The sequence below is a fragment of the Clostridium sartagoforme genome, from assembly GCF_039521405.1.
Lineage (GTDB): Bacteria > Bacillota > Clostridia > Clostridiales > Clostridiaceae > Clostridium > Clostridium sartagoforme.
This window is the reverse complement of the sequence record NZ_BAAACH010000011.1, coordinates 208,838-228,454: the sequence shown is the minus strand read 5'-3', so window position 1 is coordinate 228,454 and position 19,617 is coordinate 208,838. Positions and strand designations below refer to the sequence as shown.

At 28.7% G+C, this 19,617-nt stretch carries 18 protein-coding genes; 2 read left to right on the top strand and 16 right to left on the bottom strand.

What is annotated here, in order from left to right; translation table 11 throughout:
* Positions 1-29 precede the first annotated feature (29 nt).
* The 5 genes from ABDZ60_RS04695 to ABDZ60_RS04675 all read right to left on the bottom strand — a co-directional run bounded on the left by ABDZ60_RS04695 (position 30) and on the right by ABDZ60_RS04675 (position 6,196).
* Positions 30-875, bottom strand: coding sequence for a MurR/RpiR family transcriptional regulator (locus tag ABDZ60_RS04695; protein ID WP_016205666.1), 846 nt, complete (start codon positions 873-875; stop codon positions 30-32).
* Between the two features lie 25 nt (positions 876-900).
* Positions 901-1,980, bottom strand: coding sequence for a MupG family TIM beta-alpha barrel fold protein (locus tag ABDZ60_RS04690; protein WP_343776444.1), 1,080 nt, complete (start codon positions 1,978-1,980; stop codon positions 901-903).
* Positions 1,981-2,181: 201 nt separating this feature from the next.
* A complete protein-coding gene (locus tag ABDZ60_RS04685; protein ID WP_016205668.1) occupies positions 2,182-3,543 on the bottom strand; it encodes a PTS transporter subunit EIIC in 1,362 nt (453 codons plus the stop codon).
* Between the two features lie 55 nt (positions 3,544-3,598).
* On the bottom strand, positions 3,599-4,507 hold the full coding sequence (murQ, locus tag ABDZ60_RS04680) for an N-acetylmuramic acid 6-phosphate etherase (protein WP_047000997.1): 909 nt from the start codon (positions 4,505-4,507) through the stop codon (positions 3,599-3,601).
* Positions 4,508-4,900: 393 nt separating this feature from the next.
* Positions 4,901-6,196 carry a M18 family aminopeptidase gene (locus tag ABDZ60_RS04675; protein ID WP_016205670.1) on the bottom strand — a complete coding sequence of 432 codons (1,296 nt, stop codon included), beginning with the start codon at positions 6,194-6,196 and terminating at the stop codon, positions 4,901-4,903.
* Between the two features lie 419 nt (positions 6,197-6,615).
* Here ABDZ60_RS04675 and ABDZ60_RS04670 point away from each other — a divergent pair, with 419 nt between their 5' ends.
* Positions 6,616-7,794, top strand: coding sequence for a cation diffusion facilitator family transporter (locus ABDZ60_RS04670; protein WP_343776438.1), 1,179 nt, complete (start codon positions 6,616-6,618; stop codon positions 7,792-7,794).
* A 186-nt stretch (positions 7,795-7,980) separates the two neighbouring features.
* Here ABDZ60_RS04670 and ABDZ60_RS04665 read toward each other — a convergent pair whose 3' ends face one another.
* The 8 genes from ABDZ60_RS04665 to ABDZ60_RS04630 form a co-directional block, all read right to left on the bottom strand.
* Positions 7,981-8,928, bottom strand: a complete 948-nt coding sequence (locus ABDZ60_RS04665) for an N-acetylglucosamine kinase (protein ID WP_343776436.1) — start codon at positions 8,926-8,928, stop codon at positions 7,981-7,983.
* Positions 8,929-8,942: 14 nt separating this feature from the next.
* Positions 8,943-10,037: a DUF871 domain-containing protein gene (locus ABDZ60_RS04660; RefSeq protein WP_047000173.1), complete on the bottom strand. Its 1,095-nt coding sequence runs from the start codon at positions 10,035-10,037 to the stop codon at positions 8,943-8,945.
* A 67-nt stretch (positions 10,038-10,104) separates the two neighbouring features.
* On the bottom strand, positions 10,105-11,442 hold the full coding sequence (locus tag ABDZ60_RS04655; protein ID WP_047000172.1) for a PTS sugar transporter subunit IIC: 1,338 nt from the start codon (positions 11,440-11,442) through the stop codon (positions 10,105-10,107).
* Between the two features lie 67 nt (positions 11,443-11,509).
* Positions 11,510-11,821: a PTS sugar transporter subunit IIB gene (locus tag ABDZ60_RS04650; RefSeq protein ID WP_047000171.1), complete on the bottom strand. Its 312-nt coding sequence runs from the start codon at positions 11,819-11,821 to the stop codon at positions 11,510-11,512.
* 155 nt (positions 11,822-11,976) lie between these two features.
* Positions 11,977-12,309: a hypothetical protein gene (locus ABDZ60_RS04645; RefSeq protein ID WP_343776432.1), complete on the bottom strand. Its 333-nt coding sequence runs from the start codon at positions 12,307-12,309 to the stop codon at positions 11,977-11,979.
* A 38-nt stretch (positions 12,310-12,347) separates the two neighbouring features.
* Positions 12,348-12,665: a PTS lactose/cellobiose transporter subunit IIA gene (locus ABDZ60_RS04640; protein ID WP_047000169.1), complete on the bottom strand. Its 318-nt coding sequence runs from the start codon at positions 12,663-12,665 to the stop codon at positions 12,348-12,350.
* A gap of 396 nt (positions 12,666-13,061) precedes the next feature.
* Entirely contained in the window at positions 13,062-15,581 is a 2,520-nt protein-coding gene (locus ABDZ60_RS04635) for a tetratricopeptide repeat protein (RefSeq protein WP_047000168.1), read from the bottom strand.
* A gap of 57 nt (positions 15,582-15,638) precedes the next feature.
* Positions 15,639-15,776, bottom strand: a complete 138-nt coding sequence (locus ABDZ60_RS04630) for a hypothetical protein (protein ID WP_343776429.1) — start codon at positions 15,774-15,776, stop codon at positions 15,639-15,641.
* 106 nt (positions 15,777-15,882) lie between these two features.
* On the opposite strand from ABDZ60_RS04630, the gene ABDZ60_RS04625 reads away from it, so the two are divergent.
* Complete coding sequence (locus ABDZ60_RS04625) at positions 15,883-16,266, top strand: VOC family protein (RefSeq protein ID WP_016205676.1); 384 nt, start codon at positions 15,883-15,885, stop codon at positions 16,264-16,266.
* 138 nt (positions 16,267-16,404) lie between these two features.
* Here ABDZ60_RS04625 and ABDZ60_RS04620 read toward each other — a convergent pair whose 3' ends face one another.
* From ABDZ60_RS04620 to glpK, 3 genes are all read right to left on the bottom strand, one after another.
* A complete protein-coding gene (locus ABDZ60_RS04620; RefSeq protein WP_016205677.1) occupies positions 16,405-17,166 on the bottom strand; it encodes an alpha/beta fold hydrolase in 762 nt (253 codons plus the stop codon).
* A 91-nt stretch (positions 17,167-17,257) separates the two neighbouring features.
* Positions 17,258-17,878: a TetR/AcrR family transcriptional regulator gene (locus ABDZ60_RS04615; RefSeq protein WP_047000167.1), complete on the bottom strand. Its 621-nt coding sequence runs from the start codon at positions 17,876-17,878 to the stop codon at positions 17,258-17,260.
* 210 nt (positions 17,879-18,088) lie between these two features.
* Positions 18,089-19,585 carry a glycerol kinase GlpK gene (gene glpK, locus ABDZ60_RS04610; protein ID WP_343776425.1) on the bottom strand — a complete coding sequence of 499 codons (1,497 nt, stop codon included), beginning with the start codon at positions 19,583-19,585 and terminating at the stop codon, positions 18,089-18,091.
* Positions 19,586-19,617 lie beyond the last annotated feature (32 nt).

Sequence of the window (19,617 nt, the reverse complement as noted above, 5' to 3'; positions counted from 1 at the left end):
TTCATTTCAAATAAATTTTCATTTTTTTATTAATTCTTTAGTCCTTCTACTGCTTTTCTTGTTACTCTAAGTTTTTCTTCTACTGCCTTTAAGTTATTCTTTGCCATTCCTATAAATAGCATATCTATTATTGCAAGTTGTGATATTCTTGAACTCATAGCACCTTCTCTTAATGTCTTTTCTACAAATGGTACTTGAAGAACTATATCAGATATATCAGCCAATGTATTGTTTATACTTGCCTTTGTTATTGATATAACTGGTATTCCTGATTCCTTAGCATTTTCTGCGCACTTTATAACTTCTCTAGTTTCTCCTGAGTATGATATTGCTATTGCTACATCACCTTTTTCCATAAGTGCTGAAGATGTAATTTGAAGATGTGTATCTGCATGTGCAATACATCTTTTATTTATTCTACTTAATTTATAATAGAAATCCATTCCTACTAAGCTAGAAACACCCACACTAAATATATATATATTTTTAGCCTTGTTAAGTATTTCTATTGCTTTTTCTAATTCTTCTTCTTTTAAAATTCCAATTGTTTGATTCATTATAGAATCAATAGAAGCCTTTATTCCGTAAATTATATTTTTAGTTGATAAATCTCCATGCAAATATTCAAAATCAGAATTATCTTCATCATTTTGTAAATTTAATGATAATCGTAGTTTCATTTCATTTAAAGAATCAAAACCTATTTTTTTAGAGAATCTAACAACTGTTGGAGCTGAAGTATTTGTAACATCTCCAATTTCTTTTGCTGACATATTTATAATACTCTTTTTATTACTAAGTAAATATTCAGCTATTAATTTTTCTCTATCTGTGAAGCTCTCGAAGTTTTGTTTTATATACTGCAATACGTTCATTTTCACACCCTACCATCTTTTTGACTTATTTATTAATTATATTGAAATGAAATTTTTTTCCGTTACATATATATTTTAATAAATAAAAGTCCTTTTGTAAAACAGAAGCTACAATATTTGTTCTAGGATCTGCATCTTGATTTCTTTTTAATATTTCAAGCTCTCCCATATACCTCATATAGTCTTTATTATCTATAGATATATCTCCATATTTCTTACTTACTGTATTAAAAGGCTCTATAATACCACCTTCTAAAATAAGTCTACTTTCACTTGCTCTTATAGCATCTCTTGCTTCATCTGTTCTTGATGAATAAATATTATTTAAAATTCTAAGAATTAATTCATCATTAGTTTTTATTTCTATATCTAGCTCTACAACATCCTGCTTTAATGATGATAAATCTTTTAATTCCTCATAAGTAGGAAGAGAATCCCCTATAAAAACAGATTCATTTTCTAAGGCAAATAAGTGATTTGCAGCTTCTTTTACACTTAATCCTCTATGATCTTCAAGAGTTGGCAGTCCATCTTTTAATGGACTTCTTTTCCTGTTGTTTGATTGAACAAATGCGCAAGGCTTTATTCCTCTCTTTTTAAGAATTCTATTTTTATCTATCATGCATTCTTCAGATATCCCAGTTCCAATTCTAGGATAAAAGTTATGCAAAGCATCTATATTACTATAATTTGGAGAGTATTTATCAAGTTCTTCAAAAAATCTTTCAGTAATAGTTGAAGCATTTAATTGAATTTTTATACCATATTCATTTCTACTCATTTTAGCTATATTTTCTTCACTATAACCAAAATCAATTCTAATGGTTTTTACTCCCATATCCCTTAATCCTTTTAAATCCATATCTTCTAAATCAAGAAATTTAAAAGTATTGGGAGATATGTCACTAATTATATCCATGTCATATTCTTTAGCTAAATTAAAAAACTCTCTAACTTCTACCTTTAAAACTTCATAATTAGCTTCCGGTATATGAAGAGACGTAAATATTCTGCCAAAACCTAAACTATGCGCATCCTTTAATAATTGAATATTTTCTTCTTTTGTGTTATCAAGTCCGAAATAAACAGAAAATCCATAATACATAAAAAAACCTCCAGTTTTTAATTAAAAAATGAAAAAAATTAAAGATGAAATAATTAAGCGTATGCTTAATTATAAAAATTAGATAGAGAAATTCTTGCAAATTTCTCTATCTACATTAGTTTTTCTTTACTATTAAATTTTCATAATTCAGCTCGTCTGAATTATTTCATTAATTGTCAATTGTCAATTGTAAATTGTAAATTATTCAACAGGGTCTTCAAATCCAAGCATTTCTGTGAATATATATCCTGCTATATATGATACAACTACTCCAATTAAGAATACAAACATCTTTCCATTAGCTATTAATAATGCTAGTGGTAATCCTGATACTCCCATTGCTACTGCTCCAACCTTGAAGATTGCCATTACAGCTCCACCAACTCCAGCTCCTAAACAAGCTCCTAAGAATGGTTTTCCAAGTGGTAATGTTATACCGTATATTAAAGGTTCTCCGATTCCTAAGAATCCTGGTACTAATCCATTTTTAGCTGTCTTCTTTAATCTTTCATTTTTAGTTCTTCTAAGTACTGCTATAGTAGCTCCTACTTGTGCCATACCTGCTGTTGCTAATATTGGAAGTAATACTGTAAATCCTGCATTAGCTATTAAATCTGCATGTATTGGTGTTAATGCTTGGTGCATTCCAGTCATAACTAGTGGTAAGAATAAAGCACCTGAAACTGCTCCTGAAATTACTGATATAACCATATTGTCTGATGCAATTGTTTGAGCAACTAAAGTACCTATTGAATCTGATATAGCTCCACCTACTGGTTGAAGAATAAATAATGCTGCAAGTACTGATACAGTTAATGTAACTAATGGTGTTACAAATAAATCTAATACATCTGGTACAACTTTTCTACAAGCTTTTTCTATATAAACTGATAGAACAACAACTAATATAACTGATATAATTCCACCTCTACCTGGTGTTAAAGGCTTTCCAAAAAGTGTAATATTAGCTAGTGCTGCTGATGAAAGTATTCCACCTAATACTCCACCCATCATTGGCATATCTGAACCAAATTCTTTGGCTGCATTTACACCTACTAAAATTGATAATATTGAGAATACACCATTACCAACAAGTCCTATAATTTGAGCTGCTGTAGTTGTCTTATAAGCATCTCCAAATTGCACATTACAAATATTATTTACAGCAAGTACAAGTCCACATGCCACAAATAAAGGTATTAATGGTATAAATACATTTCCTAATTTCTTAAGTAAATTTTTAAACTTTGTATCATTTTTTTCTTTTAATTTTTCTTTTGTTGCCTTAACAGCATCTTCTCCTAAAAGAACAGGTTTACCAACTATTTTGCTAACCTCAGCTGTAACTTTATTAACCTTACCTGGTCCGTATATTACTTGTAATTGACCTTCTGCATTAACAACTCCTAAAGCTCCTTCTGACTTCTTTATTTTTTCCATGTCAGCTTTTGAGTAATCTCTAAGTTCTAATCTGCAACGAGTCATACAATTAGCAACTGATTTTATATTTTCTTTCCCGCCTAGTAATTCAACTAAATTTTTAGCAATTTCAGCATTTGTCATTTTAAGTCCCTCCATCTTATTGTATTATTTTTTACTTATATTTTGTAATTTTTTATTAATTTATGCTTTTTAAAGCTTCTGCTATATATCCATTATTATTATCTAGGATATTTTTAGCTTCATCTTTATTTAGCTTTGATAATATCATAAATATTGAAAGCTTAACATCAAAATTTGTTTCTATTAAGAATTGTTCTGCTTCTTCTCTATCTACGCCAGTAGCTTCACAAACTATCTTTTTAGCTCTTTCAACTAATTTAGCATTTGTTGCTCTTACATCTACCATTAAGTTTCCATAAACTTTTCCAAGCTTTATCATTACTCCTGTTGATAGCATATTTAAAACTAATTTTTGAGCTGTTCCAGATTTTAATCTTGTTGAACCTGTAACTACCTCTGCCCCTACTACTGGTGCTATTGAAATTTTAGCTGCTTTTGAAACTTCTGAACCTGCATTACAAGTAACTGCTACTGTTAATGCTCCAACTTCATTAGCATACTCAAGTCCGCCTATTACATAAGGTGTTCTACCTGATGCAGCTAATCCAACTACTGTATCATTTTCATTTAAACTCTTAGCTTTTAAGTCTTCAACAGCCAATTCTCTCGAATCTTCTGCCCCTTCTTTTGCTCTGAAGATTGCTTCCTGTCCTCCTGCTATAATTCCTTGAACTAATTCTTCTGAAACTCCATATGTTGGTGGACATTCTGATGCATCTAATATTCCAAGTCTTCCTGATGTTCCTGCACCTATATAAATTAGTCTACCTCCTTTGTGCATACCTTTAACTATTCCATCTATAGCTTCTGCAATTTTTGGAAGTTCTACTTCTACTGCTTCTGCAACTTTCTTATCTTCAGCATTAATCTTCTTTACCATTTCTAAGGTTGAAACCTTATCTATATCTAAGGTATTTTGATTTCTACTTTCAGTTGTTAATTTTTCTAAATCTATTTTTTTCATATAATACCTCCAAACTAAGTATAACTTTCAAAATATTTTGACTACGTTTTCATTACAACATTATATTATCATATCTGAAATGATATTTCAATAGTTTTGTTATGAAACTTTATTTCATTTCATGACATTGACAAAGCAAATTATTATGTTTATAATTAATTATTTGTAATAAAAAGTAGATATATGTAAATTGGCTTATTCCATAGCTTTACTCCAGCTCAACACAAACTTACATATGCCTACTGGAAAACTAAAAGAAAGAAATTATAAATAGCCATACACTGATAAACTTTTTATAATTTCCTTATAGTAAAAAAGAAACTCAGTTTTAACTGAGTTTCTTGAGTAATTGTTTGTATTTAATTACTAATATTTAAATCTAAGTCATATATATTAAGAATTATAGAATTCAGTAAATAACTTTATAGTATAGGAATTATCTTTTACTGATGCTAATTCTCTTATTGAGTGCATTGAAAGTAAAGGTGCACCCATATCCATAACAGGAATTGTTAATAATGATGATGTTATAGGGCCTATAGTTGTTCCTCCTCTAACATCTGATCTGTTAAAGAATTTTTGATATGGAACTTCTGCTTTTTTGCAAAGTCCTTCAAAAATAGCTGCATTATAACTATCTGTACTATAGCTTCCTGAAGCAGCAGTCTTTAATACTGGTCCTTCGCCTAAAACTGGTCTATTTGTTGGGTCATGTTTTTCTTCGGCATTTGGATGTACTGCATGAGCTAAATCAGCTGAAATCATTATTGAATTTGCTAATGCTCTATGCATTCCTTCTCTATCTTTTCCTAATGATAAAGTTATTCTTTCTAAAATATTTAATAATAATGCTGAGTTTGCTCCTTGAGCTGTAAGACTTCCTATTTCTTCATTATCCATACAAACCATAACCTTAGTTGATTTGTTTACTTTACTATCTATTAAAGCTTGAATTCCTGTATAAACCATCCACATATCATCTAATCTACCAGCTGATATAAACTCTTCATTTAATCCTATTAAAGCGCCCTTTTCTACTTCATATAATCCTAAATCAAATCCTAATATTTCATTTGCATCAACTTTTAATTCATCGGCTAAGACATTAACTAAGAATCCATCTTTCTCAAATTTATCATTTATAAGGCTTAATAAAGGTAATGTATCTTTTTGTTTATTTATATTAAACCCTTCATTTACTGTTCTATTCATATGAATAGCAACACTTGGTATTATAAGAAGCGGCTTATTAATATTAACAAGCTTTACTTCTGGCTTTAAAGATGATTGTCCTTTTAATGTTACTTTTCCTGCTAAACCTAAAGGTCTATCAAACCAAGTATAAAGTATAGGGCCACCATAAACTTCAGTATTTAACTTTAAATACTTTCCTTCTGAAACCATTTCTGGATTTGCTTTTACTCTAAATCCTGGTGAATCAGTATGTGCTCCTATTAATTTAAATCCATCTTCTTCAACATCTCCATTCCCAATAATGAATGCAATAAGTGCTGAATCATTTTTTATAACATAATACTTACCTTCTTTTTGTAAGTTCCATTTTTCACTTTCTTTTACTTCACTAAAACCATTTAAATCTAATCTTTCTTTTATAGTTTCAACTGAGTGATATGCTGTTGGACTCTTATATAAAAAGTCTACTAAATCTAATGCTAATTCTCTTTCCATTTGTTTACCTCCCGTTTGTTGTATTTTGCGAAGCAAAATAAATCTATTTATAACTTTTATTATAATTGAACTTAGTAAATTTTAACATACCTTTTTTATATCTTAAATCTATTTAATTCTAACTTCTTGAAAATTTTCTTTGAATATGTATCAATTATAGTCCTCCCCCTATATATCAAATTACTCTCATATATAATAACGTAATTACTTTGCATAATATTTCACCAATGTAATTTTTTTCAATTTTATTGTAATTGAAATTAGTAAATTTTAGTATATAATAATTCTTATATCTTTTAATTTAATTAATAATATAATAAATTTTAAATAGAATAATAACATGAATCTATTTCATATTGAAAAAGTTTGAATATATAAATAACTACTTGGGAAAATATTATATAGATAGGAGTGATACTGTGATTTCTAATTTTTTAGTTAAGTCATTTGTTAAAAATAATGAAGATACAAAAAATCCAAAGGTACGTAATTCTTATGGTACTTTAGGTGGAGTTATTGGAATTATAATTAATTTTATTTTGTTTGTAATAAAATTTTCAGTTGGTATGCTAGTTGGATCAATTGCGATTTCTGCAGATGCCTTTAATAATTTATCTGATGCTGCTTCATCTATAATTACTATTATTGGTTTCAAAATGTCAAACAAGCCTGCTGATGCGGAGCATCCATTTGGACATGGTAGAATAGAATATTTATCAGCGCTTTTAGTTGCTTTCATGGTAATGCTTGTTGGTGTACAATTTGTTAAATCCTCTATTGAAAGAATTATGAATCCCGAAGTTATAACTTTTGAATTGATACCATTTATCTTGCTTTTAATTTCAATTGGATTTAAAGTATGGCTTTCAACCTTTAATAGATTTATAGGAAACAAAATTAATTCTTCTGCATTAAAAGCAGCTGCTACAGATGCTTTAGGTGATGTTTTTACTTCCAGTACAGTTGTAATCTCATTTTTACTTGCTAAATTCACAAGTCTTCCTATAGATGGATATATTGGTATATTTGTTGCACTAGCAATTTTATATGCTGGCTTTGGATTAGTTAGAGAAACTTTAAATCCCTTACTTGGAGAAGCACCAGATCCAGAACTTGTAAATGAACTATATGAAAAAGTATTAGCTTATCCACTTATATCAGGAGTTCATGATTTAATAGTCCATAACTACGGTCCTGGAAGAATTATAGCCTCATTACATGCTGAAATTCCAGCGGATGTAGATATAATGGAAATTCATAACGTAATAGATAAAGCTGAAAGAGAAATATCAACAGATTTAAATTTACATTTAGTAATTCATATGGATCCAATTTGTGTTCTTACAGATGAAATAAAAGAAACTTGGGATTACGTTGAAAAAATTCTTAGAAAATATCCTGAAATAAAATCAATGCATGATTTTAGAATAGTTGGCGAAGGCGATATTAAAAACTTGATATTTGATATAGTCTTAGAAGCTTCAGAATCAGGAAATAAGAAAAAACAAGAAAAAATGATAGCTGATATAAAGACATCTATAAAAAAAGAACATCCACAATACAATTGTGTAATCACTGTTGATTATGATTTTATGTAATTAATAATGGAAAATGAAAATTCATTTTAAATAAATATTTGAAATTTCAGTGAAAGAATTAAGAAATAAATGCCTTGAAATTTTAAAAAATAAAAAGAGAAATTCGGAAGAATTTCTCTTTTTATTTACATAACTTCTTCATTTTTTCCTATAATTCAGATTACCTAAATTATTTTTTTGAATTTCTCATTCTTTCATTTTTATTATCATTTCTTTAGTAATCTTATTTCCTGAATTAATATATGCAAGCAAACATGCACCCAAATCTGGATCTAACTGTGGCTCTACTAACTCAATATTGCATCCTTTTAAGTTTTCTCTTAATGGTTTTAGAATTAAATCTCCACTTTTGAATACTCCACCTGTATATGATACTTTTACTACATTTTCATCATAATTTTTTGCTAATGTTCTTATCATTTGTGAAAGTTCTATAGCAGCTTCATTAAATATTGCTATTGCACCCTCATCTCCTGATTTTGCAGCATCAGAGCATAATTTAGCAAGCTTTGCTATTTCACCTCTATCACCTTTTAATTTTTCATTTACATAAGAAACTATTTCAAAATCTGTCTTTAATCCAAGTTCCTTTTTAAATATTTCATATAATGGTGCTTTTTCTAATCTTCCATCACTTTGTTTACTAAATAAAGCTAATGCTTTTTTACCTATCCAATATGCTGAAGCTTCATCACCTATAGAGTAGCCCCATCCACCACATCTTAAGACTTTTTCATCTTTTAATGCTAATGCTATTGAACCTGTACCAGCGACAACATTAATACCATCCTCGCCTGCTAATGCACCTGCTATTGCAACTCTTACATCATTATTTAAGATATAATCCATTTTACTAAATACTCTAGAAACAACCTGTGCTATTCCTTCTGCAATTTCTTTTACTATTCCATAGCCAGCTAATCCTAAATAACTTTTTGTAATTTCTTCTTTAGAAATATTACTAGACTTTATTATTTCTTCTAATCCTTCTGTTAATAATATCTCTAGATTAGTAAATCCTATTTGAGCTGGATGACAAGTTCCCTTTATAACTCTATTAATAACTTTTCCATTTTCATTTATTAATGTGAAGCATGTTTTAGTACCGCCACCATCTATCCCTAAAAAATACATAAATTAACCTCCAATTACTTGATTAAGTTGAAGTTGAATTTTTGCCATGGTTTTATATAATCTAAAATAAATATTTCATCTTCTTTAATATGTCCTACAACATTAGATTTTCCACTATTCTTCATATCACTTAATGCAATTTGAAGTTCGCCAGCATAATGACCATATTCACTGCTCTCTATTACTATATCACCTCTTTTTATTATTTCTGGTGCATTAAATAGTTCAAACTTATGTCCTTTATACTTAACTCTGCTTTGTGTTGATCTAATTAAATTATCTGAAAAGTCTCCACGATTAAAGTGCTTTTCTTCAAATAATATTTTTCTTTCTATTTCTGGGGTAGACTCTTCAAGATAAACATCGAAGGTTACCATATCTTTTCTCATAGTACCTAGCTTTTTCATTTCTTCTTCTGTAGGATAACAATTTGATATTATTATGTCATTTATATTACCTAAAGCTATTAAATGCTTTGCTTGAACTTCTATTGGTAAGTTACGATGAAGTTCTAATGTAGGAAGCCCATCTGTAACTGGCCAAGGACCAAATGTTCCTTCATTTTGACTTGTTATAAACGCAGCTGTTCTTAATCCATGCTTATTAAATCTTTCTGTACATTTCATGAAATGTTCAAAATTTAAACCGCTATATCTATGTGGATAGAAGTTATGACAAGCAATTAAATTATCTTTATTAGGCATATAATCAATTATTGTATCTATATAATTAGTATTATTACTCATATTGATTTCAATTTTAAGATTTTCATCATTAAAAGTCATTAATGATTCTTCTGAACCAGTGAATCCCATATCTAACCTAAGTCCATCTGCTCCAATTTCTTTAAAGAAGCTTAAATCTTTATAGCTTATTCCTAATTCGTCAAAAACTCTTGGACTTACATCTACTATAATTTCAAAGCCCTTCAATTTTGCATATTCATTTATTTTTTTAAATTTATTTTTTATATTTTCTTTAGTATCATTTACTGAAAGTAAACAGGAAAATATTCTACTAAATCCATATTCACTAGCTGTATCTATATATTTATATATTGCTTCCTCTGTTGTTTTTTCTGAGTAAATTGATATTCCTAACTTTCCCATATTGTTCACCTCTAAATTTTTTTAAAATAAAGTGGTGAATTTCTTCACCACTCTAATGATTCTTATTTTATTCAGCTATAGCTTCGCCTTGTTCTTCTTGTAATAACTTCTTATCATACATTTTAACAAATGGATAATAAATTACTACTGAAATTATTATACAAACTACATTTAGTACTGCCGCTCTCCAGTCATTTGTTGCTATAAATGCTCCAATTGGTCCTGGTAATGTCCAAGGTGCTGTTACTATAACTCTAGATACTAATCCTACAGATGTAGCAATCCATGCTAATGTTCCTGTTACTAATGGAGTAATTATAAATGGTATTATTAATGTTGGGTTTAAAACTACTGGTGCACCAAATATAATTGGCTCATTAATATTAAATATACCTGGAACTAAAGCAACTCTTCCTAGTTGTTTAGCATAACTTGATTTAGCAAATATCGCTAAACATATAACTAATCCTATTGTACATCCTGATCCTCCAATCCATATAAACCATTGGAAGAAAGGTTCTGCTGCTATTGCTGGTAAAGTTTGTCCAGCAGCTGCTGCAGTTGAATTTTGTTCTAATAAAACTAACCATAATGGTCTTGCAATAGATCCAACTATTGACACACCGTGGATACCAAATGACCAGAAGAATGTAACTAATAGTACTAATATCCAAACACTTGGTAATGTATCAGAAGCTGATACTAATGGTGCAACTAGCTTTCCAACAAATCCATGCCAATCAAATTTTGCATAGTAAGTTATTGAGCCTATTAATAAAACTATAATTGCTGCTGGTGTTAGCGCTTCAAAACTTCTTGCAACTGATGGTGGAACTTGTTCTGGCATTGAAATTTTAAATCCACTTTTATTTGTAAATCTAAATATTTCAACTGCAAGTATTGATACTATAATACCAACGAACATTCCGCCTCCACCCATGTTTGCCATAGGCATTTGGAATCCTTGAGGTACTCCTTGATACCATTTTAAAAGATCTGGATTTCCCTTAACTATTTCCATTAACTCTGGAGCTAATGCTGCTGCACTCTTTGGTACAAGTGTTAAGAAAAATGCTGCTGCTGATAATGTACCTCCAGTAACTCCGTCAAGTTTATAAGATCTAGCTAAACTATATCCTATTCCCCAACAAGCATAAATTGTCATAATATACATTGTCATTCTAAAAGGAAGTACTATTGTTGCGGCATTAGCCTTTAATGTTTTAGTAATTCCCCATGCTTCTGGAAGTGGTGGGTTTGCGATTATTAAGAAAAATGATCCAACAATGATTAATGGTAATGTAGCTATAATACCATCACGCACAGCACGCAAATGACGTTGCTCTGCTAATTTTGCCATTGGCGTAGATAATTTCTTATCTAAAAATTCAGCAAAATTGTTCATAAACTGATTCCCCCTTATAATAAATAAAATAAAATGAAAAGTAAATTTATTTAAAGCTTGTATAAAACTATTTAGCTTCTACAAGATCTTTAACTTGTTTTAATAGCTTTGGTCCACCTAATGGGCTATAAGCTTGAGGCTGTATTAATGCACATGGAACATTAGCTGCATCTGCATATTCTTTTAAATAATCAAAACGATGTCTAACTTGTGGTGCCACCATTGCTACGTCATAACCTTCTTTAACTTCTTCTTCAAATTCTTGTGTACTTACAGCTTTTACTTCCATTGATACACCATTTTTTTCTGCTTCTTTCTTTAGCGCATTTACTGCTATGGCACTTGACATTCCTTGTGAGCATACAAATAAAACTTTCATAAATAATACCTCCAATTTTTTAATTTTTCTAATTATTAGAATAATTTTTATAATATGAATTCTTTGTCTTTATTATAAATCGTTTTCAAAAATTATTCAATATTTTCTTTCATGTTTTTTTAAATTTTATGAAATTATGTTTCATAACCCTTAAGTTATATGAAGAAATTTAAGTATTTCCATAAATATGATATAATTCCAAAAGAAAATGCAAAAAATGCATAATTCATCCAAAAAGCTTTACAATATCCCTTTTTAGTTTCTATAAAATATCTTGAATAAGTAATAGCAAAACTTGTTATAAATGTATTTCCTAGCAATATACTAAAATTTGTACTTACACCTAAAGTACTTAAAAGCATTGGTAATATTATGGTTCCAGTTATAGCTCCTAATAATATTACTAAAGCACTTTTATATCCAAAGGTTGGTATATTATAATCTGTTCTTTTGGCTTTTAAATCACTAACAACAGATTTTCTTCCCATAAGTTTAAATACCTCCTTTAACTATAAATTTCAAATTATTATTTATCTGCAATTTTTTTGTGTAACTTTATAATGTGTTCAATTAAAGTTTTGGCTTCAATTGCTGTCATTAAATGATCTTGAGCATGTACAAATAATACTGATACTTCTGTTTTTTCGCCTCTTGCTTCTGCTTGGATTATACTAGTTTGTATCTTATGTGCTTCTCCTAAGCATACATCTGCTTCTTTTAATAACTCTTCTGCCTTATCAAAGTCTCCATCTTCTGCCGCTGCTAAAGCTTCATAAGCTAATCCTTTTGCTGTACCACCTTGACTAATAATTTCAAATATTATTACTTCCATATCTTCTGCCATAATTATTACCTCCTGATATCGTTTTACATTTAAGTTGTATTATTTTACCTTAACTATAATTCTATTATACACTAATATTTTTTTATTTCAATATTTTTTTAATTTTTTGAAATTTTATTTTATTAAGATAATTATATTGTTAATTTTTAAATTTCTTCAATAAATATTTTTTAAATACATAATTATTATATTTTTTATCATTATATATTTTTTAGAATCATATAATTATATATTGGCATTAATGCTACATATGCTTAACATAATAAATTAATAATCAATATTTTATTAAAATTTCGAAGTATCTTATAAAAACTTCATGGAATTCCTTTTTATAAGATATATAAGAGACTTTATCAGAATTTATATTAAAATTCTGATAAAGTCTCTTCATTCTCTTTAATTGCTTATTCCATAATAAACTGACTTTTGCTTATATTTAAACAATTCAATTAAGTTACTTTTAGTTTTTTCCTCATTTTCATAATAATCTATTATATCTTTTATAGCATCATAGAACCCTAAATGTACACTTTTCTTTAACTGCTTAATTCCTTCTTTTATTAAACTGTAGTTATTATCTCTTTTACCTTGCTCTATTTTATTTTTTCCCTCTATGAAAATACTCTTTCCTCTATCAAGTTTATAATTTATTTTTTCTATAGTTTTCTCTAAATTTTCAAACTCATCTATGCTTCTTCCTCTTTTATATAAATAATATTCTAAATTTGAATATGCTTTAGTTTCACCTAGGGAAATAGCCTTTAAATAATACTCTACTGCATCCTCTTCTTTTTTATCAAACAAATTTTCTTCTGCTAGCTCTCCTAAAAAATTGAAAGCTTTTCCTTCATCTAATATCAATAATTCTTCTATATATTTACCGGCCTCTTCTTTAGATGCCTGTACACCTATTCCCTTTAAATAATAATATGCTAATTTCAAGTTTCCTTCAACAATATTAATTTCCTTTAAAAGATATGCTCCCTCTAAAGCTTTTTTATAATTTTTATCTATTCCTATTCCTTTTTCATGAATCTCTATTATATTTAATAAAGCTTCTGTATTATAATTTTCTGCTGCATTTTTATACCATTCTATTGCTTCTCTTGAATTTGCTTTAACGAATATTCCATGTTTGTACCAATGCCCAAGCTTTATCATTGCCTTTTCAGATCCCTTTTCAGCTGCTTCTAAAAAGTATTTAAAGGCTTTTTCATTGTTTTTTTCTACACATGCTCCATAAACATGAAGTAATCCATAGTAATATATTGCTTCTACCATTTCATGTTCTTTAGCTGTAGTTATATATTCTAACAATTCATCTTCATTTATTTTCTTTTCATTTACTAAATCTAGTAAGTATTCGCTTGCAAGAGCCTCTGCTGCATTATAAGAACCTTTATCATAAGCCAATTTTAAATATTTTATTCCTTTTTTTCTGTCATCCTTTAGATATGCTATACCTATAACATAAAGTGAGTGTGGATCTTCACTTTCTGTAGCTAACTTCATATAAGTTAATGCTTTTCTTTTATCTATTTCAACTATTTCTCCATTGTAATACATTATTCCAAGTCTTTGAGTAGACTTCAAATCTCCATTATTATGTCCTTTTAAATAATTTAATAATGCCATTTCAAATTTATTTTCTTCTTCATATAATTTTCCAACTTTATAGTAAAGACTTGTATTGCCTTCTTCTATACTTTTATCATATAATGAAAATGCTTTTTCCTTATCTTCATCTACATATAATCCCCAATAATACATGTCCCCTAGACTTTCTAAGCAACTAATATCATTTTTTTCTGCTCCCTTAGACAAATAAAAAAATGCTTTTTTATAATTAGTTTCTATATTATTACCTTCTAGATAGGATTGTCCTAAAATATAATAAGCATCTTCAAAATCGTTTTCCGCTGATTCCTCTAACCAATAATATGCTTTGAAATTACTTTGCTCACAGCCTTCCCCATTCTTATAAAGATAAGACAGTGCATATTGTGCTGGAGCAAAACCGCTTTCTGCTGCTTCTTTGTACCACTTAAAAGAATATTCTAAATTCCTTTCTACTTCTTCTCCTGCAAAATACATATATCCCAGAGAATATTGTGAGAATGAATTTCCTTTTAAGGCAGCCTTCTTATACCAATATAAAGCCTGTTCTATATCCTTTTCTCCGCCATACCCTTTTTCATAAAAAAGTCCTAAATAACTTTCTGCATATTCGCTACCTTCTTCTGCTGCTTTTTCAAAGTATTCCTTAGCTTTGCAATAGTCTTTCTCAACATTCTTACCTAAATAATATAATTCTCCTGCTAGTAAATATTCTTCTGCTGAATTTATTTCATCATCTTCTTCATCTTCTTCAATTTCCTTTTGGTACTCAATTCCATTTATAGAATTTAACAAATCTGTGGAATAATTATTTTCATCTCTTTCATCATAATTTAAATATTCATTAAAAACATTTTTTTCAGCTTCACTTAGCTTATCATAGAAAAGAGAATAATCCTCCTCACCGCAGTTTATTACAAGCCATACGCATACTCTATAAATTACTTTTTCATCCTTTAATAAATCCTTATACTCTAATTTTTTTGATATATCCACATTGTCATCATTCAATATATCTCTTATATAATATAAATTTTCTAAATAATTTATTATATATTTCATAAGCTCATATGGAATTATATCTTTTCTAGATAAATATTCGATATTTTCTACAAGTGAATTTTCACTATTATAAAATAATTTATTATTTAAGTGGATTGTTATAATTATTTCCTTAAATACCTTAATTAGCCTTGAGCATATTACCTTTAAATCAGTCTCTTTTCTTATTTTTTCTAAAATATAATATAAATCCCTAAATTCAAGTAATAAAAAATTAAAGTCAAACTTAAGTTTCATTATTCCCCCATAAACTATATTTAATTTCTTACTACTATATTTATTTTCTTATTTCTTTTATAGAACAAAAAAAGGGATAGATATTATATTCTTTGCTCCGTCGCAAGCTCCAAGTCGCCAGAATATAATATCTATCCCCTTATATACTAAATGTAATAATTCCTCATTAGATTCGGAATTATGAAAATTATTCATAGATTTTGGAGGTTACTCCTAAATTCTAAATTCTAAATTCTTATTTAAGTCTTTAAAAAGGATGCTATAATTAAATAACAAATAAATTGAATTTATGGAGGTATTTATGAAGATAGAACATATTGCAATGTATGTAGAGGACTTAGAAAAAGCAAAGGACTTTTTTATTAAGTATTTTGGGGCAACTTCAAATGATTGTTATCATAATAAAAACACTAATTTTAGGTCTTATTTTTTAACCTTTGATGATGGTGCTAGATTAGAGATAATGAATAAACCACAAATGGAAAATGGAGAAAAAACTTTAACTCGTACTGGATATATTCACATTGCTTTTAGTGTAGGTAGTATGGAAAAGGTTAATGAATTAACTTCTAAATTAAAAAGTGATGGTTATGAAGTTATAAGTGGTCCAAGAACTACTGGAGATGGCTATTATGAAAGCTGCATTATTGGTATTGAAGATAATCAAATTGAAATAACTGTTTAGATAAATTCTAATTTCCTTTAATAATTAACCCCTAACAACAACTAGTTGTTAGGGGGCAATTTAAGTACTGGTTTAAAATAACTATTAATATAAAAAATGAAACCCCAATAATATATTAATTATGAGACTAATATATTTCTATTCGCCTAAGATGGATGTGGTGAAAATAAGATTTTCTAATTTCTCTACATATTGCTCTGGGTGATTGATGCTTAGTTCCCCATGATAATACCCATCTAATATTTCTAATTTACTTCCTTTAATTATCTCTTGTGTTTTTCTAGCTGAAGCTTTCATTATTGCTCTTTCTTTTCCACCAACTAATATTAGTACTTTGGCAGAAGTATTTTTAAGAGTACTTTTAATCTCATACTTAGTATTAGCTTTCATAAAAGCAATTAGACTTTCCTTATTAATATTACAACTATCATAATAGTATTCATTAAACAAATCTTTTCTAATTTTTAAAGAATTGAATTGCAACTTTGAAAACCACTTTTTTGAAATTAGACCATAGAACATAGAAAAAGAAAAATCCACCATTTTATTAGTAACTTTCATTGGTATTGTTAAAGCACTTTCTATAATGGCATAGTCACAAATATCACTTTTCTGAGATAATATTTCAATAAGTATTTGTCCACCCAAAGAAAGCCCTCCCATCATTAGAATATGTCCACTACAATGTTCATCAATATATTCAATGATCCGACTTGCATTTTCTTCAATAGATATAAATTCTGCATCACTTCCTGAATGTCCATCTAAAATTGGAATAATAATATGAAAATTGTTTTTTAAATATTCAATTTCATATTTATAATTCCACCATGACAATCCACCACCATAAAGTAGCATTATAGTTTCTTTGTTTTCATTTCCATATTCTTTTATTATCATATTAATCAGCCTATCCTTTCATAAATAAACCTTGTAATTTCAAAATTAACCTTATTGGGATTATCACTATTGGTAAAATACTTTTTATCTTTTATTTCTCTTGTTCATTGTGCATATATACTTTTTTCCAAAATTCTATTAGTAATTTCATTTCCTTTTCAATTTCATCAACAACTATATTTTGAGAACGATACTTATTAAGCATAAATCCATCAACAGAGTACATTATCTCTTTATACATAAGTTTTAAGTCTATATCTGAACGAAAAACAGAAGTGTCTATTTTTTCAAATACTTTAATTTCACTATCCAAAGTTGCATCTGCAAAACTTTTCTGAATGGAGTCCGCAATATCTGCTAACTGCTCATAATAGGCATTAAGGGAAAATGCATATATGTGAGGATATTTTTTCATAAGTGAACACTTAGCCGATAATGCCCTATATAACATTTCAAAAAAATCCTCCGTATCTAAGACACTATATTTTGAAGTAGCTTCCCTTGTTATTTCTATAGAGTGATTCCATAAATACATATATAATTCTTTTTTATTGGTAAAATAATGAAACAGTAATGACTTTGATATTCCACCCTCATTTGCAATTTCAGACATTGAAGCCTTTTTATAATTGTTTTCTGAAAAAACTTTATAGGCAGCATTTAATATCTTTTGCTGTTTATCTATTGGTAAATTAAAGAATTTAATATTCATAACAGCCTCCATTGACCAGATCGGTTAATATGCTCTAATTATAAATCTATTGACCATTTCTGAGAAGACCATTTAAAATATAAATTCAAAAACAAATTTCTCCATTATCAATATTTTATAAACTCCGAAAGGAGTTTTTTCCTTCATTCTACATTCTTCATTCTACATTCTTCATAAAAAAAGGGTTGCTTTCGCAACCCTATTTTTATCTTATTCTTCTTCCCACTTTAATGATCTCTTAACAGCTTTTTGCCATCCATGATAATACTTATTAACTTTATCAGCATCTAACTGTGGCTCAAATTCATCTGACATATGCCAGAACTTCTTAATTTCTTCTTTATCCTTCCAGAATCCTACAGCAAGACCTGCTAAGCATGCAGCTCCTAAAGCAGTAGTTTCTGATATTATAGGTCTAATTACATTTGTACCTACTATATCTGCTTGGAATTGCATTAAGAATTTATTTCTACTTGCTCCTCCATCTACCTTTATTCCCTTAAGTTCAGTTCCTACATCTTCTCTCATAGCATCTATAAGATCCTTAGTTTGATATGCAATAGATTCTAAAGCAGCTCTAATTAAATGGTTTCTATTTGCTCCTCTAGTTAAACCAAATATAGCTCCTCTTGCATACATATCCCAATGTGGTGCTCCTAGTCCAACAAAAGCCGGTACTATATAAACTCCTCCATTGTCGTCAACCTTAGTAGCAAAATATTCAGTATCAGCTGAATCATTAACTAGTTTTAATTCATCTCTAAGCCATTGAACTACTGCTCCACCAACGAAAACGGAACCTTCTAAAGCATATTGAACCTTTCCACCTAGTCCAATTGCAATAGTAGTTAAAAGTCCATTTTTACTTTCAACCATTTCTTCTCCTGTATTCATTAATAAGAAACATCCAGTTCCATAAGTATTTTTAGCTTCTCCCTTTTCAAAGCATGTTTGTCCAAATAATGCTGATTGCTGATCTCCAGCTATTCCAGCTATAGGAACCATTATATCACTCTTACCACCAAGGTTAGTATATCCATAAACTTCTGATGAATTTCTTACTTCTGGTAACATTGATTTTGGAATATTTAATTCTTCTAAAATCTTATCGTCCCATCTTAATTCTTTTATATTATAAAGCATTGTTCTAGAAGCATTTGTATAGTCTGTAACGTGAACTTTTCCGTTAGTTAGCTTCCATACAAGCCATGTATCTACAGTACCAAATAATAATTCTCCTCTTTCTGCCTTTTCTCTTGCACCCTCTACATTATCTAATATCCACTTAATCTTAGTTCCTGAAAAATATGCATCAACAACTAATCCAGTATTTTCTTTTATATATCCCTCTAACCCTTTAGCTTTTAAAGCATCACAAATATCTGCAGTTCTTCTACATTGCCAAACTATTGCATTATATACAGGGTTTCCTGTATTCTTGTCCCATACTATTGTAGTTTCTCTTTGATTTGTTATACCTATTGCTGCTACTTCATCTTGGCTAATATTTGTCTTAGCAATAACTTCTTGAAGAACACCATATTGAGTAGCCCAAATTTCTAATGGATCATGTTCTACCCATCCTTCTTTAGGATATATTTGTGTAAATTCCTTTTGGCTAATACCTAAAATATTTTGTTCCTTATCAAATACAATTGATCTTGAACTAGTCGTACCTTGGTCTAAAGCTATAATGTATTTTTTCATAATCTCTCACTCCCTCATCTACAATCCTATTT

Bases quoted from the DNA above. Each gene is read 5' to 3' on its own strand.
- ABDZ60_RS04695 (WP_016205666.1), bottom strand. From the start codon at position 875: ATGAACGTATTGCAGTATATAAAACAAAACTTCGAGAGCTTCACAGAT.
- ABDZ60_RS04690 (WP_343776444.1), bottom strand. From the start codon at position 1,980: ATGTATTATGGATTTTCTGTTTATTTCGGACTTGATAACACAAAAGAA.
- ABDZ60_RS04685 (WP_016205668.1), bottom strand. From the start codon at position 3,543: ATGACAAATGCTGAAATTGCTAAAAATTTAGTTGAATTACTAGGCGGG.
- murQ (WP_047000997.1), bottom strand. From the start codon at position 4,507: ATGAAAAAAATAGATTTAGAAAAATTAACAACTGAAAGTAGAAATCAA.
- ABDZ60_RS04675 (WP_016205670.1), bottom strand. From the start codon at position 6,196: ATGGAAAGAGAATTAGCATTAGATTTAGTAGACTTTTTATATAAGAGT.
- ABDZ60_RS04665 (WP_343776436.1), bottom strand. From the start codon at position 8,928: ATGTATTTTTTAGGGATAGATGGTGGCGGTACTAAAACATGCTTCACA.
- ABDZ60_RS04660 (WP_047000173.1), bottom strand. From the start codon at position 10,037: ATGGGAAAGTTAGGAATATCAATTTACTCAGAAAAAACAACAGAGGAA.
- ABDZ60_RS04655 (WP_047000172.1), bottom strand. From the start codon at position 11,442: ATGAACAATTTTGCTGAATTTTTAGATAAGAAATTATCTACGCCAATG.
- ABDZ60_RS04650 (WP_047000171.1), bottom strand. From the start codon at position 11,821: ATGAAAGTTTTATTTGTATGCTCACAAGGAATGTCAAGTGCCATAGCA.
- ABDZ60_RS04645 (WP_343776432.1), bottom strand. From the start codon at position 12,309: ATGGGAAGAAAATCTGTTGTTAGTGATTTAAAAGCCAAAAGAACAGAT.
- ABDZ60_RS04640 (WP_047000169.1), bottom strand. From the start codon at position 12,665: ATGGCAGAAGATATGGAAGTAATAATATTTGAAATTATTAGTCAAGGT.
- ABDZ60_RS04635 (WP_047000168.1), bottom strand. From the start codon at position 15,581: ATGAAACTTAAGTTTGACTTTAATTTTTTATTACTTGAATTTAGGGAT.
- ABDZ60_RS04630 (WP_343776429.1), bottom strand. From the start codon at position 15,776: ATGAATAATTTTCATAATTCCGAATCTAATGAGGAATTATTACATTTA.
- ABDZ60_RS04625 (WP_016205676.1), top strand. From the start codon at position 15,883: ATGAAGATAGAACATATTGCAATGTATGTAGAGGACTTAGAAAAAGCA.
- ABDZ60_RS04620 (WP_016205677.1), bottom strand. From the start codon at position 17,166: ATGATAATAAAAGAATATGGAAATGAAAACAAAGAAACTATAATGCTA.
- ABDZ60_RS04615 (WP_047000167.1), bottom strand. From the start codon at position 17,878: ATGAATATTAAATTCTTTAATTTACCAATAGATAAACAGCAAAAGATA.
- glpK (WP_343776425.1), bottom strand. From the start codon at position 19,585: ATGAAAAAATACATTATAGCTTTAGACCAAGGTACGACTAGTTCAAGA.